The organism is Mesoterricola sediminis (assembly GCF_030295425.1).
In the GTDB taxonomy this organism is placed as follows: Bacteria; Acidobacteriota; Holophagae; order Holophagales; family Holophagaceae; genus Mesoterricola; species Mesoterricola sediminis.
On sequence record NZ_AP027081.1, the window covers coordinates 2754830 to 2771421 of the forward strand.

The 16592-nt window shown below is 69.0% G+C and carries 16 protein-coding genes; 8 read left to right on the top strand and 8 right to left on the bottom strand.

The features are described from left to right. Nucleotides 1-18 precede the first annotated feature (18 nt). Together R2J75_RS12130 and R2J75_RS12135 are read right to left on the bottom strand one after the other, a co-directional pair. Nucleotides 19-762, bottom strand: a complete 744-nt coding sequence (locus tag R2J75_RS12130; protein WP_316410259.1) for a flagellar hook-basal body protein — start codon at nt 760-762, stop codon at nt 19-21. A 45-nt stretch (nt 763-807) separates the two neighbouring features. Beyond that, nucleotides 808-1377, bottom strand: a complete 570-nt coding sequence (locus R2J75_RS12135) for a molybdenum cofactor biosynthesis protein MoaE (protein ID WP_316410260.1) — start codon at nt 1375-1377, stop codon at nt 808-810. Between R2J75_RS12135 and lat the strand changes: the two genes are divergently transcribed. Beyond that, nucleotides 1316-2656, top strand: a complete 1341-nt coding sequence (gene lat / locus R2J75_RS12140) for an L-lysine 6-transaminase (RefSeq protein WP_243335675.1) — start codon at nt 1316-1318, stop codon at nt 2654-2656. The two genes, R2J75_RS12135 and lat, sit on opposite strands and share 62 nt — an antisense overlap. A gap of 3 nt (nt 2657-2659) precedes the next feature. Continuing rightward, entirely contained in the window at nt 2660-3103 is a 444-nt protein-coding gene (gene rnhA, locus R2J75_RS12145) for a ribonuclease HI (RefSeq protein ID WP_243335676.1), read from the top strand. 484 nt (nt 3104-3587) lie between these two features. Here the strand turns inward: rnhA and R2J75_RS12150 are convergent. The 4 genes from R2J75_RS12150 to R2J75_RS12165 form a co-directional block, all read right to left on the bottom strand. Beyond that, nucleotides 3588-4384 (bottom strand): IS5 family transposase gene (locus R2J75_RS12150; protein WP_394365840.1). Its coding sequence is split into 2 segments (ribosomal slippage): nt 3588-4048 and nt 4048-4384, totalling 798 coding nucleotides; the frame shifts between segments, so codons are not numbered across the junction. A 44-nt stretch (nt 4385-4428) separates the two neighbouring features. Beyond that, nucleotides 4429-4590: a GxxExxY protein gene (locus tag R2J75_RS12155; protein WP_316410261.1), complete on the bottom strand. Its 162-nt coding sequence runs from the start codon at nt 4588-4590 to the stop codon at nt 4429-4431. Between the two features lie 38 nt (nt 4591-4628). Continuing rightward, nucleotides 4629-5383 (bottom strand): IS5 family transposase gene (locus R2J75_RS12160; protein WP_316410262.1). Its coding sequence is split into 2 segments (ribosomal slippage): nt 4629-5050 and nt 5050-5383, totalling 756 coding nucleotides; the frame shifts between segments, so codons are not numbered across the junction. 88 nt (nt 5384-5471) lie between these two features. Next, nucleotides 5472-5981: a YqgE/AlgH family protein gene (locus tag R2J75_RS12165; protein WP_243335807.1), complete on the bottom strand. Its 510-nt coding sequence runs from the start codon at nt 5979-5981 to the stop codon at nt 5472-5474. 30 nt (nt 5982-6011) lie between these two features. Between R2J75_RS12165 and R2J75_RS12170 the strand changes: the two genes are divergently transcribed. Next, nucleotides 6012-6734 (top strand): hypothetical protein, encoded by a 723-nt coding sequence (locus tag R2J75_RS12170; RefSeq protein ID WP_243335806.1) that lies wholly within the window; start codon nt 6012-6014, stop codon nt 6732-6734. Nucleotides 6735-6826: 92 nt separating this feature from the next. Then, a complete protein-coding gene (locus tag R2J75_RS12175) occupies nt 6827-8848 on the top strand; it encodes a PAS domain-containing hybrid sensor histidine kinase/response regulator (protein WP_243347516.1) in 2022 nt (673 codons plus the stop codon). On the opposite strand, the gene R2J75_RS12180 is transcribed toward R2J75_RS12175, so the two are convergent. Both R2J75_RS12180 and R2J75_RS12185 read right to left on the bottom strand, forming a co-directional pair. Further along, nucleotides 8841-9998: an NAD(P)/FAD-dependent oxidoreductase gene (locus R2J75_RS12180; RefSeq protein WP_243335804.1), complete on the bottom strand. Its 1158-nt coding sequence runs from the start codon at nt 9996-9998 to the stop codon at nt 8841-8843. The genes R2J75_RS12175 and R2J75_RS12180 overlap by 8 nt on opposite strands. Beyond that, a complete protein-coding gene (locus R2J75_RS12185; RefSeq protein ID WP_243335803.1) occupies nt 9998-12136 on the bottom strand; it encodes an FAD-dependent oxidoreductase in 2139 nt (712 codons plus the stop codon). The genes R2J75_RS12180 and R2J75_RS12185 overlap by 1 nt, the downstream gene beginning before the upstream one ends. Before the next feature lie 143 nt (nt 12137-12279). On the opposite strand from R2J75_RS12185, the gene R2J75_RS12190 reads away from it, so the two are divergent. From R2J75_RS12190 to R2J75_RS12205, 4 genes are all read left to right on the top strand, one after another. Beyond that, a complete protein-coding gene (locus R2J75_RS12190) occupies nt 12280-13683 on the top strand; it encodes an aspartate ammonia-lyase (protein ID WP_316410263.1) in 1404 nt (467 codons plus the stop codon). Beyond that, on the top strand, nt 13680-14900 hold the full coding sequence (hydF, locus tag R2J75_RS12195) for a [FeFe] hydrogenase H-cluster maturation GTPase HydF (protein ID WP_243335801.1): 1221 nt from the start codon (nt 13680-13682) through the stop codon (nt 14898-14900). The genes R2J75_RS12190 and hydF overlap by 4 nt, the downstream gene beginning before the upstream one ends. Beyond that, nucleotides 14887-15933, top strand: a complete 1047-nt coding sequence (gene hydE, locus R2J75_RS12200) for a [FeFe] hydrogenase H-cluster radical SAM maturase HydE (RefSeq protein ID WP_243335799.1) — start codon at nt 14887-14889, stop codon at nt 15931-15933. Before hydF ends, hydE begins: the two co-directional genes overlap by 14 nt. A gap of 228 nt (nt 15934-16161) precedes the next feature. Further along, nucleotides 16162-16572, top strand: coding sequence for a hypothetical protein (locus tag R2J75_RS12205; RefSeq protein ID WP_243335797.1), 411 nt, complete (start codon nt 16162-16164; stop codon nt 16570-16572). Nucleotides 16573-16592: the final 20 nt, after the last annotated feature.

The following is a 16592-nucleotide window of genomic DNA, read 5'->3' on the forward strand; positions in this document are numbered from 1 at the left end:
CCTGGGGATGGGGCGGTTTCACCTGCCCGTCGAGACGTCGCTGATGCTCTTGGCGTCCATGTCGTTGGTGATGGTCGAGGCGGCCTTGAGGCTCATCTCGAACAGGCGGTTGAGACGGATCATGTCGATCATGCAAGTGGCCATGTCCACGGAGCTCTGCTCCTGCGAACCCTGGACCACCTGGCCCGCGGCGGCCTTGGCGGTGGCGCCGCCGGGGTCGAAGCGGTTGGCGCCGACCCGCTGGAGGGCGTCGGTCTGCTGGTAGTCGCGGATGTCCAGCTGGCCCCTGGGCTCGGGCCCCTGCTGGACGGTGCCGTCGGGAAGGACGGTGAAGGCCGGATTGGCGGTGTCCAGGACGATGGGCTGGCCATTTTTGCCCAGCACCGTGGCCCCATCCAGGGTCTGGAGCTCCCCGGTCCGGGACAGGGTGAAGCGCCCGTCCCGGGTCGCGAGGGTCCGCCCCTGGGCCTTCACCATGAAGAACCCGGTCCCGTCCAGGGCCAGGTCCAGGGTGCGCCCGGTGGTCTTGAGGACGCCCTGGGAGAAATCGGTCCCCCGGGAGGCCAGCACGGTGCCGTCATTGAGGTAGCCCGACAGGGGCAGCCCCTGCCCTTCGTCCCGGGCCTTGTTGAACAGGGCGAAGAAGCTCTTCTCGGGCTTGTACCCGGGGGTGGACGTGTTCGCCAGGTTGTTGGAGACGACGTCCAGCTGGAAGGAACGGGCCTTCAAGCTTCCGGCTGCGACGTAGTAGGCGGGATCCATGGGTAGGCACCTCTCGCCGGGGGAGGTGCCAAGGCCGTGCCAAAATCAGGGGCGCCGGGCCTCCCCTTCGACCCAGGCGGCGTCCCCGTCGCGGTAAGCCTCCTTCTTCCAGACAGGAACGCTTTCCTTGACCCGGTCCATGATCCACGCGACGGCCTCGAAGGTGGGCCCGCGGTGGGCGGCGGCGCAGGCCACGACCACGGCGGCCTCCGTCAGGGGCACCTCGCCGGTGCGGTGGTGGATGGCGCACCCCAGGAGGTCGAACCGGGCCATGGCCGCCTCCCGGATCCGGGTGAGCTCGGCCCGGGCCATGGGTCCGAAGGCCTCGTACGCGAGGCTGGACACGGCCCGGCCCCCGTGGTGATCCCGGGCGCAGCCCTCGAAAACGGTCACCGCTCCGGCGCGCGGATCCCTCATACTGTTGCGAATTTCATCGACATCAAGCCTTGTTTCTGTGACTTCGATCATTGAAACCAAGAAAAGCCCCCTAGGCACCCCATGGTAGTCTGGCTCAAACCCGAGGCTGAATATGAAAAAATCGCAGGAAATCCGCGTGCAGCCCACCGATGTCTTCGACGTCCTAGGTCGGCATCTCCTGGTGGACGGGTTCCACATGGTGATGGACCTGGACAAGTCCAAGGGCTCGTGGATCGTCGACGCGCGGGACGGCAAGCGCTACCTCGACTTCTACACCTTCTTCGCCACCGCGCCCCTGGGCCACAACCATCCCCGCCTGCAGGAAGCGGCCTTCCAGGCCGAACTCGGCGCCATCGCCGTGAACAAGCCCGCCAACTCCGACATCTACACGACGGCCTACGCGGAATGGGTTGAGACCTTCGCCACGAAGGCCGCCCCCGCCTACCTGCCCCACCTCTTCTGGATCGACGGCGGCGCGCTCGCGGTCGAGAACGCCCTCAAGGCGGCCTTCGACTGGAAGGTCCGCAAGAACCTCGAGAAGGGCAGGCCCGAGAAGGGCAGCAAGGTCATCCACTTCAAGGAGGCCTTCCACGGCCGCAGCGGCTACACGCTCAGCCTCACCAACACGGCCGACCCCCGCAAGTACCAGTACTTCCCCAAGTTCGACTGGCCCCGCATCCCCAATCCCAAGGTGACCTTCCCCCTCGACGCCGAGAACACGGCGCGGGTCGAGCAGATGGAGAAGGTGGCCCTGGCCCAGATCGAGGCCGTCGTGAGGCAGGACCCCGATGAGATCGCCTGCCTCATCATCGAGCCCATCCAGGGCGAGGGCGGCGACAACCACTTCCGCACCGAGTTCCTCCGGGAGCTCCGCAGGCTCGCCGACGAGCACGAGTTCCTCCTCATCTTCGACGAGGTCCAGACCGGCTTCGGCGCCACCGGCAAGTGGTGGGCCCACCAGCACCACGACGTCCGCCCCGACATCATCGCCTTCGGCAAGAAGACCCAGTGCTGCGGCATCGCCGCCGGCGCCCGCCTCGACGAGGTCGACAGCGTCTTCAAGATCCCCAGCCGCATCAACAGCACGTGGGGCGGCAACCTCGTCGACATGGTCCGCGGCAAGCGCATCATCGACGTGATGGTCGAGGAGGACCTCGTGGGCCACTGCGCGAGGCAGGGCGAGCGGCTCCTCAAGGGCCTCGAGCAGATCCACCGCGACTTCCCCGAGTTCACCAGCAATCCGCGCGGCCGCGGCCTGTTCTGCGCCCTGGACATGTGCACCCCCGCCCTGCGGACGGCCACCGTCAGCAAGGCCCAGGACCTGGGCATGATCATCCTGAGCACCGGCCAGCAGGGCCTCCGCTTCCGGCCCGCCCTCAACCTGGCCACGGAGGACCTCGACCTGGGCGTCGAACTGCTGCACCGCAGCATCCAGCTCGCGGCCGAGTCCGTCCGCCCCCACATGGCCAAGGCGTAGCCGGTGGAGGTCGAACTCTACTGCGACGGCGCCTGTCTCGGCAATCCCGGCCCCGGCGGCTGGGCCTACCTCCTCCGGGTCCGCACCGACGCGGGCCCGAAGGAGAAGGAGGCCGCCGGCGCCGAGAAGGCCACCACGAACAACCGCATGGAGCTGATGGGGGCCATCATGGGCCTCCGCGCCCTGACCCGCCCCTGCACCGTGGACCTCTACTGCGACAGCCAGTACGTGGTGAAGGGCATCCAGTCCTGGATCAAGGGCTGGAAGGCCAAGGGCTGGCGCAAGGCCGACGGCAAGCCCGTGCTCAACGAGGAGCTCTGGCGGGAGCTGGACGCCCAGGTGGCCCGCCACAAGGTCACCGCCCACTGGGTGCGCGGCCACGCAGGCCACCCCGAGAACGAGCGCGTCGACCGCCTCGCCAGCGACGCCGCCAAGGGCGTCGCCTAGCTAGTGTGTGTTCGTAATCTAGGATAGTAATGGCTAATACCCATCCGTGCCGGAGCATGGAGGAGCTGGAATAGTGAGTCTGTGCTGCAGTGCCTGATGGCGCCGCGCATTCGCAGCATCCTATTGGAACGCGGAGGCGCGGAGGATCTCGCTGAGGCTCGCGGAGAAAGGATCAAGCCCTTGTATGTATCACCCGCTTGATTCCACCGTCTTTGAAAGGCCACTGATGGAAATTGAGGAGCAGGCCGACCTCCATTCCGCCTTAGAAGTGGTAACAAAACCAGTGCTTTCCGCCGGCGATTACCATGCTTCATCTCCTCCATCCCGACCATCGGCGTTCATCCCTGTTACGCAGGGCCGAGGCATAGATGGGTCGGCGCATGTAATGGGCGCACCGACCCATGCCATCGCTGGCCCTGCGTAACAGGGATGAACGCCGATGGTTGGGATCAACGGGGATAGGGCTGGGGCTACTTCCAGCGCATTACCATCCCAGGGCAGAGAAGCAGATGAGGCTGGCTGCAACCTTGAGGAAGGCTAGGTGGATATCGGCCCGCCTTTCGTAACGAACCATGAGGCGCCTGAAGTGCTTGAACCACGCGAAGGTCCGCTCGACTACCCAGCGATGCTTGCCAAGTTTCTCTGCGGTCTCGACCCCTCGCCGTGCAATGCGGGAGAGCATGCCCCGGACTTTGCAGGCCACCCGGCAGCGGCGGAAGTCGTACGCCTTGTCGGCGTGCAGTTTCCTGAAACGCCGGCGGGGGCGCCCACGACCATGGCGAATCCCTGGCACCGCATCGATCAGCTTCTCGAATGGGACCGAGTCATGCTGGTTCGCAGGCCCCACCAGCACGGCCATCGGGATGCCATTGGCATCGGTGATCAGGTGGTGCTTGGTCCCGTTCTTCCCTCGATCCGTGGGGTTCGGGCCGATCGCTTGGCCCCCCTTTTTGCCCTGATGCTCGAAGCATCCAGGGCGCCGCGCTCCCAATCGATTCGGCCTGCGTCGTTCAACTCCTCAAGCAGGATTCGATGGAGGTCGTCCCACACGCCGAGGTCATGCCACTCCTGGAGTCGGCGCCAGCATGTCATGCCACTGCCGCAGCCCATCTCCTTCGGCAGATCCGCCCAGCGGATGCCTGTCTTCAGGACGAACAGGATTCCCCGCAAGGCGTTGGGGTTGGGCACAGGAGGCCGCCCTCCCTTCGGCTTCGGCACGGGCGGAGGCAAAAGCGGAGCGATGCGTTCCCAGAGCTCAGAGGGCAAGATTTCTCGGGCCATCCAAGTACACTATGCACTCTTTCCTTGATGTACAAGGGGTTTTGTTACCACTTCTTAGCCTCCACGACCACGAGGTCGTCAACCAGCAAATCCAGCCGGTAGGCCCGCTCAACCACAAGCCCCCTCCACTCGATATCCAGGGGCAGGTTCCAGGAGCGCTTTCCTCCGCGACCCTCTGCGAGATCCTCCGCGCCTCCGCGTTTCATAGGATCAATGAGGATCCGGAACGCTTGTCACCCTCCGCTCATAGCCTCAGCCAGATCACGATGCAGGCCAAAGCCACCTGGGCTGAGAAACTTCGCGCCGTTTTGTCGAACCTGGTGGCCAGCGCCCTGAACTGTTTGAGCTTGGCGAACCCATGCTCGATGGCATGGCGGGCCTTGTATAGGTGTGAGTCCCAGGCCGCCGGATTCTTGCGCCGGGGATGAGGTGGGATGACGGCTGTCGCACCCATGGCCTCGATCGCCTTCCTTACCGGGTTCCCATCGTAGGCCCGATCTCCGAACACGTACTCTGCCTGCCAACCGCACAGCAATCCTTCAGCAGACCGGCTTTCATGGGCTTGCCCCGGAGTGACCAGGAAATCCAAAGGATTACCGTGGGCATCGCAGATCAAATGGATCTTGGTCGAGCATCCACCCCGAGATCGTCCGAGCGCCTGGTTCCAGAGCCCCCCCTTTTGCCTGCTGAAGGTTGATGAGCGCGAATGATGGTGCCATCCAGCATGACCCACTCCAGGTCGGCTTCCTTGCGCAGGAACTCCAGGATCCTTTGCCACACGCCGCGCTTGGTCCAGGCCTCAAATCGCGTGTACACGCTTGTCCAAGGTCCAAATTCCTCCGGCAGGTCCCTCCACGGCGCCCCAGTCCTGTGCCTCCACAGGATCGCCTCCACCATGGGACGGTTGGGGTGACGGGATCGCCCCATCCCTCCACGCTCTGGCGGAAGGAGCGGTTCAAGCTTTGCCCACATGGCATCGGTCAGGAAACTTCTCGGCATCGTTACCCCAGGAAAATTCGTGGTGTACGAGCCTTTACGTATGAGTACAAGTTAACTATTTACCTAATCTATAGATTCCGAACACAGCCTAGCCGCTGATGGACTGGATGGCCCGGTTCCAGAGTTCCTGGGGATCCTCAGCCATCAGCCAGTCCGGGTTCAGGGGAACGCGGGCCCAGGCCCCCTCCTGGAGCTCCTGGTCCAGCTGGCCGGGGCCCCAGCCCGCGTAGCCCAGGAAGAGCCGGAAGCTCGCCTTGGGCTCGATGAGCAGCGACTCCAGCAGGTCCTTGCGGTAGCTGATGAAATCCGTGAAGTCCAGGACCGTGTCCTCGGCCTCCGGGAGGCCGCCCCGCACGAGGATGACGCCCCGCTGGGGATCCACGGGGCCGCCGCGCCAGGCGGTGGCCTCCGGGTCGCCGTCGAAGGCGAGACGGCTTTCCTGGCAGATCTGCTGGAGGGTCACCGGGAGCGGGCGATTGAGGATCACGCCCATGGCCCCGTTCTCGTCGTGCTCCACGAGGAGCACCACGGAATGCAGGAAGTTCGGGTCCAGCAGGAGCGGACTCGCCACGAGCAGGCATGGGGCCAGTTGACTCATGCCCCGATGATAACGCGCTACCCTCATGGAATGACCAAGTCCCCCGCTCCCGACATGGCCTGTTTCCCCGAAGGCCTCCGCCTCCTGGCCCGCAGGCCGCAGGTCACCCTGGCCCTGGCCGCCCTGGGGGCCGTCCTGGGCGCCCTGCCGCCGGTGCTCCAGATCCTGGCCGGCCTGCCCGACCGGGATATCGTCCACGGCGCCCTGGCCTTCGTCGGGCTCTTCCCCCTGGAGATGTACTTCGTGCCCCGCTTCCTCGTCGAGGCGGACGCCTGGATGGGCGGCCAGGAACCGGAGGGGGGCTGGCAGGCCCGCTTCGACGCGCGGTGGGTGCCCGCCATGGTCTGCCGCCTGGTTCTCTACGCGGCCATCGCCCTGGGCATGGCGGCCTTCCTCCTCCCCGGCATCTTCGTGCTCACCGCCTTCGGCTGGGCCCCCCTGCGGGTGCTGCTCCGGGGCGAGCGCCTGGGCGACGCGGCCCGGGGCAGCCTCGCCCTGATGGTGCGGGCGTGGCGGCGGGTGATCCCGGTGATCCTCGCCGTCGCCGCCATCTTCATGGCCTATTTGCTGGTCGGCTCCTTGGCCCTCGGCTCCAAGGGGGGCGAGCCCACCGCCTGGATCCGGCTCACCCACCCGGGGATATGGGCCATCAATTTCCTTGGCACCCTCGTGAACCTCTATACGAGCGCCGTGCTCCTGGCCCTCTTCCGGAAACTCGAGGTCCCCGACCCCGTCCCCGGCGCCACGGAATGAACAACCTCTTATTTATCATGAATTTATAGCTGAGAAAGGGTCGCAGACGGCCCCCGCCGGGGTCATACTCCGCGGTGGGAAGCGGATGCCCCATGCGGAAGCCCCTCTCCAGACCCCTCGCCCCGGCCGGCCCCGAATCGGCGGTCCCACCCCTGGCGGCCCGGGTCCTCGCGGACTTCCAGGGCCTGCTCGCCCAGGTCTCGGACTACGCCGTCTTCATGCTGGACCCCCAGGGGCGTATCCTCACCTGGAACGAGGGCGCCCGCCGGATCAAGGGCTGGGAGGCGCAGGAGGTGCTGGGCCGCCATTTCTCCCTGCTCTACGCCGAGGAGGACGCCGCCCTGGGCAAGCCGGCCATGGAGCTGAGCCTCGCCGAGGCCTGCGGCACCTACCAGGAGGAGGGATGGCGGGTCCGGAAGGACGGCGCCCGCTTCATGGCCCACGTGGTCATCACCTCCATCCGGGGCCGGGACGGGGCCCTGGAGGGCTTCCTCAAGATCAGCCGGGACCTCACGCCCCAGCGCGAGGTGGAGGCCCGGCTCCGGGACCTGGCCCGGAGCCTGGAGGAGACCGTCGCCCGGCGCACCCGGGAGCTGCAGGAGAGCGAGGCGCGCCTCCAGGGCTTCGTCCGCCACGCCACGGCGGCCATCGCCTTCAAGGGGACCGACCGCCGCTACCTCCTCGTCAATGCCGCCCGGGAGGCCCTCATGGCCCGGCCCGCTGCCGAGATCCTGGGCCACACGGACCTGGAGGCCATGCCCCCGGGCGTGGGGGAGCGGCTGGACCGGGAGGACAGCCAGGTCATCGCCACCGGGCGCTCCCTCCAGGCCGAGGAACGCTGGGTCCACGGGGACGGCAGCACCCACGACTACATCACCCTGAAGTTCCCCCTGGCGGGGGCGGACGGGGCGAACTGGGGCATCGGCATCCTCAGCACCGACATCACCGAGCGCAAGGCCGCCGAACAGGCCCACCTGCAGAGCCAGAAGCTGGAGAGCCTGGGCGTCCTGGCCGGGGGCATCGCCCACGATTTCAACAACCTCCTGGGGGCCATCCTGGGGAACCTGGGCATGGTCCAGATGGACCTGCCCCCGGAGGCGCCCGAGCAGCAGCGCCTGGAGACGATCGAACGCCTCCTGGCCAAGGCCACCGGCCTCGCGCGCCAGATGCTGGCCTACTCCGGGCGCGGCTCCTTCGAGATCCGCCCCCTGGACCTGAACGGCCTGGTCAAGGAGATGACCCACCTCCTGTCCATCTCCATCTCCAAGAAGGTGGCCATCCGCTTCGCCCTGGACGCGGGGATCCCGTCCGTGTCGGCCGACGCGGCGCAGCTCCAGCAGGTGATCATGAACCTGGTGATCAACGCCTCGGACGCCATCGGGGAGCGCGCCGGCACCATCACCCTCCGGACGGGGAGCACGAACGCGGACGCCGACTACCTGCGCCGCGCCTTCCCCGGCCAGGAGCTCCTCCCGGGGACCTACGTGCTGCTGGAGGTCACCGACGACGGGTCCGGCATGAGCGCCGAGACGCAGAAGCGGATCTTCGAGCCCTTCTTCACCACGAAGTTCACCGGCCGCGGCCTGGGGCTCTCGGCCATCCTGGGCATCGTGAAGGGGCACGGGGGCGCCATCCGCGTCTATTCGGAGCCGGGCCGCGGCACCACGTTCAAGCTCCTGTTCCCCGCCGGCCAGGGCGGGCACGCCGCGCCCCAGCCTGTCGCGGCGGGGCCGGGCGCCTTCCACGGGATGGGAACCGTCCTCGTCGTGGACGACGAGGAGAGCATCCGGGCCATGGCCTCGGGGCTCCTGGTCCACATGGGCTTCGACGCCCTCCCGGCCGCGGACGGCCTGGAGGCCCTGCTGCTCTTCGAGACCCACCGCGCCGACATCCGCCTCGTCCTGCTGGACCTGACCATGCCCCACCTGGACGGGGCCGAGACCTTCGCCGCCCTCCGCGCCCGGGGCTGCGAGGTGCCCGTGCTGCTGAGCAGCGGGTACAACGAGCGGGAGGCGGTGGACCGCTTCAAGGACCACGGCCTGGCGGGCTTCCTTCAGAAGCCCTACCGGGCCGCGGATTTCATGGAGGCCATCAAGCGGGCCCTGACTACTTGAGCGCTTCGGCCCCGCCGAAGACCCGGGACGGGCTCAGCTCTTCCAGGACGGCGGCGTCGCCGGGCTGGAGGGAATCCGTGGCCAGGCGCGCCACGAGGGCGCCCACGCCGGGCCCGAGCATGTAGCCCTGGCCGCACATGCCCACCGCGTCGATGTAGCCCTCCAGGTGGGGGGACTTGCCGATGAGGGGGGCGCCGTCCGGGGTCATGGGGTAGAGGCCCCGCCAGGTGCGGCGCACCTTCAGGTTCGCCAGCTTGGGCATGAGGTCCACCATCCGGCGGGCGATCATCGGGAGGTAGGCGCTGGTCTCGCGGCGGTCGGAACCGACGATGGGCGGGTTGGGGGTGATGCAGAACACCACCTGCCCGGGCTTGTGCTGGTAGAAGTAGAAATTGGCCGAACCGGGCGCGGGGCGGATGTCCACCAGCATGGGATCCAGGAAGGGCGCCACGGCCTCGGTGATGCCGGCCTCGTGGCAGTCGGGGACGACGGGCACGTCCATGCCGCCGGCCTGCGCCACCGCGCGGGCCCAGGCGCCGGCCGCGTTGACCACGCAGCCCGTGGCGTAGCCGCCCTTGTCGGTGCGCACTCCCACCACGCGGCCCTTGCGGCGCATGATGCTGGTGACGCGCTCGTTGAAGCGGCACTCGACGCCCAGTTCCAGGGCCCGGCGGTAGAAGCCCAGGCAGCTGCGCATGGGGGAGGCCGAGCCGTCCTCGGGGGAGAAGGTCCCGCCCAGGAGCCCTTCCCGGCGGATGCCGGGGGACACCGCGGCGATGGCGTCGGGGTCGAGCCAGTCGATGGCCAGCCCCGCGCGCTTCTGGAGCACGAGCAGGTCCTTGAGGAGGCGCTCCTCCTCGGGCCGGTAGGCCACGAAGACGTAGCCGCCGCGGGTCCACTCGATGTCCCAGCCGCGCTCCTCCTTCCAGGTGGAGAAGGTGCCCAGGCTGTCCAGGCAGAGCTTGATCTTGGCGGGGGAGGAATGGGTGGCGCGGATGCCGCCGATGGCGGCCTTGTTGCTGCCCTGGCCCGGGGAGGCGAACTGGTCGAGGACCAGGACCTTCATGCCCTTCTCCGCGAGCCGCATGGCCGCGGGCATGCCGACGCTGCCGGCGCCGATGACGATGACGTCGAAGACCGCGGTGGTCATCACAGACCTCCCTGGAAGGCGCTGACGGCGTGGGCCGGGGTCACGTCCTGTTTCGGCCCCTCCCCGGTGTCCAGCCCCGCGAAGGCGCCCAGGGGCACCTCCATGAAGACCGGCCGCTGGGTGAATTCGGTGATCTCGGACTCCCGGACCCCCTCCTCGCGGAAGATCCGCTTGATGAGGCCGGGGCAGGTCTTGCCGCCGCAGGAGCCCATGCCCGCGCGGGTCGCGGCCTTGAGCTCGTTGAGGTCGCGCACCCCGGCCCGGATGCGGGCCCGGATCTCGCCGGCGGTGACCCGCTCGCAGCGGCAGACGATCTCGTCGTCATCGATGCGCTGGACGGTCTCCTCCATGGGATCCGAGACCCAGGGCTGCTGGACGCGGATGCCGGCGATCTGCCGGGCGATCTCCTCGGGGGCCCGCACCTTCACGAGGGTGGCGTGGTCGGCGAACTTCGGGGAACGAGTCTTCACGACGGGCACGTTGCCCAGGATCCGGCCCAGGGTGTCCAGCACCGTGACGGTGTCGCCGGCCTTGATGGAGGTGCCCGGGAACTCGTAGGGGATCGTCACCAGGGCGCCGGCCTCGTCCTCCTTGCGGAAGTCCACCAGGGTGATGGCCAGGCCCGGGCAGACGGCGACGCACTGCTCGCAGGCGATGCAGTCGGCCTCGTTGAAGGTGGGCACGCCCAGGATGTCGCCGCCCTCGATCTGGATGGAGCCCTGGGGGCAGATCGAGGTGCAGGGGTTGCAGGGGATCTCCTGGCTGCAGTGGAAGACGGGGTAGACGCCGCGCTCCTCCTCGGGAATCTCCTCGGTGATGGTGGCGCCGGGCCTGGACTTGAGGACCTCCGCCGTCCGGTGCCACTCCTGGGGGACTTCGCCGGCGTCGCGGCCCAGGGCCTTGGCGATTTCGAGGCCGCGGATCCGGCCGGTGAACATGGCCGCGGAGGCCTCGGCGATCTCCTCGGCGTCGCCCGCGGCGAAGACCGGCAGGCCGAACTCCTTGGCCTTGACGAAGAACTCGTTGACGGGCTCAAGGCCCACGGCGACGAGCACCGTGTCGCACTTGTAGGTCCGCTCCGTCCCGGGGATGACCTTCCAGGCGGCGTCCAGCTTGGCGATGGTCACCGACTCCACCTCGTCCTTGCCGTTGGCGGAGACGACGGTGTGGCTGGTGTGGACCGGCACGCCCATGCGCACCAGCTTGTCCTTGTGGACCTTGTAGCCGCCGCACTCGGGCAGAGCCTCGCAGAGGCCCACGACCTCGATGCCGGCCTGGAGGGCGTGGTAGGCCGCGATGAGCCCGACGTTGCCGCCGCCGATCACGAAGAGGCGGTCCGTGGGACGCACCATGTCGCGGTTGACCAGGGTCTGGAAGGCGCCGGCGCCGTAGACGCCGGGGAGGCTGTTGCCCTTGAAGACCAGGGACTTCTCCCGGGCGCCCGTGGCCACCAGGAGCACCTGGGGCTGGACGAGCACATAGTGGCCCTCGCGGAGGATGCCCACCTTCCGGTCGCTGAACACGGCCAGGGCGTTGGAGCCCGTCCAGACGCGGACGTTCTCGAAGGTCCGGACCTCGGCCTCGAGCTTGCGGCCGATGTCCATGCCCCGGGTGCCGGCATGGCAGGCGTCGATGGAGCCGAAGAACTTGTGGGTCTGGAGGACGAGCTTGCCGCCCAGGTCGGTCTTGTCGTCCACCAGGATCACGCCCACGCCGAGGCGGCCCAGCTCGATGGCGGCGGAAAGGCCGGCGGGGCCGCCGCCGAGGATCAGGCATTCCACCTGGAGGGTCTCGATGTCCCGGAACCGGGCGTCCGCTTCCGCCACGTCGGGGAGGACGGGCTTGCCGTCCAGCGGCTGGACGGCCATCCCCTCCTTCACGGGGACCATGCAGGATTTGACGGGCAGGCCATCGGCGATGACGGTGCACTGGGCGCACTGGCCGTTGGCGCAGAAGATGCCCATGGGGGCGCCGTCCTTGGGGTGGTGGCCGAAGGTGCGGACGCCGTTCCCGAAGAGGGCCGAGGCGATCGTCTCGCCCTCCCGCGCCGTGAGGCGTTCCCCCTTCCATGTAAAGGAAAGGCTGGGCCCAGGCGGGATGGGCAGGATCGGGTGTTCCTTGATCCGGTAGTCGGTCATCGGAATTCCTCTCGAGGGGATCCCTCCATTCAAGCACTCCGGGTCCCCCGGGACCGGGGCGCCCCCGGCGAGTTGTGACCCGCGTCTCTCGGCTGGAACGATTCTCAAATCCAGGCTGGGCCCTTCCACCCTATCCTGGAGGGATGAGCGAGACCCGCCTCGAAAAGGACGCCCTCGGGGCGCTGGAGATCCCGGCCGGGGCCCGGCACGGGATCCACACGGCCCGCGCCCTCGCCAACTTCCCCCTCCTGGGGCGCCCGGTCCACCCCGCCCTGGCCCGGGCCTTCGGGGCGGTCAAGCTGGCCGCCCTCCGCACCAACCTCCGCCTGGGCTACCTGCCCGAGGACGAGCGGGCGGACGCCATGGCCCGGGCCTGCCAGGAGCTGATGGAGGGCACCCTCGCCGCCGACATCCGGGTCGACGCCCTCCAGGGGGGCGCCGGCACTTCCACCAACATGAACGTCAACGAGGTCCTGGCCAACCGGGCCCTGGAGCTCCTGGGCCTGCCCCGGGGCGACTACGGGACCGTCTCGCCCACCGGCCACCTCAACCTCCACCAGAGCACCAACGACACCTTCCCCACCGCCCTCCGCGTCGCCGCCATCCACGGCCTGCGGGAGCTGGAGCTCCGGGTGCTGGGCCTGCAGGAGGCCTTCCAGGACCGGGAGCGGGCCTTCGCCCACGTGGTGAAGGTGGGGCGGACGGAACTCCAGGACGCGGTGCTCACCACCCTGGGCCGCACCATGGGCGCCTTCGCCGAGGCCCTGAACCGGGACCGGTGGCGGCTGGCCAAGGCCGAGGAGCGCCTGCGCGTGGTCAACCTGGGCGGCACGGCCATCGGGACGGGCCTCGCGGCCCCCACCGACTACATCTTCCAGGCCACGGACGCCCTGCGGGACATCACCGGACTCGGCCTCGCCCGGGCCGAGAACCTGGTGGAGGCCACCCAGAACGCGGACGCCCTCGTGGAGGTCTCGGGCCTCCTCAAGGCCCTCGCCTCCACCCTCATCAAGATCTGCTCCGACCTGCGCCTCCTGGCCAGCGGCCCCCAGGCGGGCCTGGGGGAGGTGATCCTGCCCCCGGTCCAGGCGGGGAGCTCCATCATGCCGGGCAAGGTGAACCCGGTCATCCCGGAGGCCGCGACCCAGGCGGCCATCATGACCATCGCCCACGACCAGGCCCTGACCCTGGCGGTCTCCCTGGGCAACCTGGAGCTGAACGCCTTCCTGCCCCTGGCGGCCCACAGCCTCCTGGAGAGCCTGGACCTCCTGGCCCGGGCCTGCGGCCTCCTGCGGGAGCGCTGCGTCCTGGGGCTCGCGGCCGACGAGGCCCGGTGCCGGGCCCAGGTGGAGAACGGCACCGCCGCGGCCACGGCCCTCCTGCCCCTCCTGGGCTACGAACGCACCTGCGAGCTTGTCGCCCGCCTCGACGGGCGCGGCCTGCGGGAGGCGGGCATCCAGGAGGGCTACTTCACCGCCGATCAGTTCGAGGCCCTGACCAGCCCCGAGGCTGTGGGGCGCCTCGGTTTCCGCAAGGCCCGACCATGACCCAGCCCGCCCCCCGCTCCCTCCGCCTCCACATCGGCCTCTTCGGTCGCCGGAACGTCGGAAAATCCTCCCTCCTGAACGCCTTCACCCGCCAGCGGGTCTCCATCGTCTCGGACACCCTGGGCACCACCACCGATCCGGTGGAGAAGCCCATGGAGCTGCTTCCCCTGGGGCCCGTGCTCTTCGTGGACACGGCCGGGATCGACGACGAGGGCGCCCTGGGCGAGCTCCGCATGGCCCGCACCCGGGCCGTCCTGGACCGGGTGGACCTTGGCGTGGTCGTCACCGAGGGCGGGGCCTGGGGCCCCTTCGAGGCGGGCCTCCTGGAGGAGCTGCGGGCCCGCAAGGTGCCCGTGCTCGTCGTGCGGAACAAGGCCGACCTGGGCGAGGCCCCGGGCCACCCCGACGACCTGCCCTGGGTTTCGGTGAGCGCCCTGGAGGGTTCCGGCATGGCCGCCCTCCGGGAGGCCCTGCTGCGCCTGGCCCCCGCGGACTTCTTCGACAACCGGCGCCTGGTCAGCGACCTCGTCCCCCCGGGCGAGACCGCCGTCCTCGTGGTCCCCATCGACAAGGAGGCCCCCAAGGGCCGCCTCATCCTCCCCCAGGTCATGGCCATCCGGGACCTGCTGGACGGCGAGAGCATGGCCCTCGTGGTCCAGGAGCGGGAGCTGCGCAACGCCCTCCAGCGCCTCACCCGGCCCCCGGCGCTCGTGGTGACGGACTCCCAGGCCTTCCTGAAGGTGGCCGCGGACGTGCCCCGGGACGTGCCCATGACCAGCTTCTCCATCCTCATGAGCCGCTTCCAGGGCGACCTCGCCGAGCAGGTGCGGGGGACCCTGGGCATCGAGCGCCTCAAGGGCGGGGACCGGGTCCTCGTGGCCGAGACCTGCGGGCACCATCCCGTGGGCGAGGACATCGGCCGGGTGAAGATCCCCCGCTGGCTGACCCAGTACGTGGGGGCGAAGCTGGAGTTCGAGCACGTGCAGGGCCGGGATTTCCCCGAGGACCTGAGCCCCTACGGCCTCGTGGTCCACTGCGGCAACTGCACCGGCAACCGCCGCGAGATGCTGAGCCGCATCCACCGCGCCCGGGAGGCGGGCGTGCCCCTCACCAACTACGGCCTGACGATCGCCTATTCCCTGGGGATCTTCGACCGGGCCCTGGAGCCCTTCCCCGCCGCCAAGGCCCTGCTGGAGCAGACGAATGCAGCGAAGTGACATCCTCTCCTGGCTGAAGGAGACCGACGAGACCCGCCTGGAGACGCTCTGGGCCCAGGCCGACGCCACCCGGAAGGCCCATGTGGGGGACGAAGTCCACCTGCGGGGCCTCATCGAGATCGGCAACTACTGCGTGCGCCAGTGCGCCTACTGCGGCATCAACGCCTGCAGCCAGGGCATCACCCGCTACCGCATGCGCCCCGAGGAGATCCTGGAATGCGCCCGCACGGCCCACCGGCTCGGGTATGGCTCGGTGGTCATGCAGTCGGGCGAGGATCCGGGCTTCAAGCCGGAGACCATCGCCGACCTGGTGCGGGAGATCAAAACCACGACCCCGCTGGCCGTCACCCTGAGCCTGGGGGAGCGGGAGGACGAGGAACTCCGCCTCTGGAAGGCCGCCGGCGCGGACCGCTACCTGCTCCGCTTCGAGACCTCGGATCCGGTCCTCTACGACCGCATCCACCCCGCCCTCCCCGGCACCCTCTCCGACCGCATGGCCCAGCTGGAGCGCATGCGGGACATGGGCTACGAGATCGGCACCGGCGTCATGGTCGGCATCCCCGGCCAGACCTGGGACATCCTGGCCCAGGACATCGACACCTTCCGGCACTACGACATGGACATGCTCGGCATCGGCCCCTTCCTGCCCAGCCCCCGGACCCCCCTGGGCGGCGAGGCGGCGGACACCTTCCGGGCCGCGCCCGGCGACCAGGTGCCCAACGACGAGCTCACCACTCTGAAGGCGGTCGCCCTCGCCCGCCTCGTGTGCCCCCAGGCCAACATCCCGAGCACGACGGCCCTCGCCACCCTCGACCCCCAGACGGGCCGGGAGCTGGGCCTCAACCGGGGGGCCAACGTGGTGATGCCCAACGTGACCCCGCCCGAGTACCGGGTCCTCTACGAGATCTACCCGGGCAAGGCCTGCGTCCACGAGACCGCCCAGGTCTGCCACGGGTGCATGGAGGCCCGCATCCGCAGCATCGGCCGGGTGATGGGGAAGGGCCCCGGCGGCCGCCGCGCCGCCCAGGCCTGAACGGGGTCCCCCCGGGTCCGGACGCGCGCGGGTGTGATCCAGATCAAACCGCTTTCCCGTCCGTTTCCTCGGGAATCCGCTAGAATGACTGCGACCAACCCTAGCTCGTGTGGAGGGGAGGTCCCCGCAGGCCCGGGAACAGCGCCACGGAGGACCGCACGGTGGGGCCCGGCCCCGCTGGATGCGCCGAGCCCGGTTCCACGCCCCATGCCTTTCCGGAGGACACCCATGAAACTCGCCCGCCTTTTCGTCCTTGCCGCCCTCGCGTGCGCCCCCGCCCTCCGCGCGGGCGAGGCCGCCCCTGAGGTGCAGGCCAAGTTCCTCAAGGTGATCGTGTCGTCCTCGGGCTCCAACCGCATCGCCTGCAGCGACCCCGCCCTGCGCCCCGCCCTGGAGGCCCTGGGCCTGCAGGTGGACGGCAACGCCCAGGTGATCTGGGCCACCTCGGTGCCCGAAGCCAAGGTCAGCAAGGCCATGGGCAAGCTCGTCGTCGCCGGGCGCCGGGAACTGGCCTCCGCCAGCTGCGTGCTCATCGAGGAAGAGGGCGGCCGCCCCAAGCTCCTCCTGAACACCAACAACCTCCGGTCCTCCAAGGTCCAGCTGGGCGACGCCCTCCTCAAGCTGGCCGAGAAGATCTGATACCGGATCTCAACCACCCC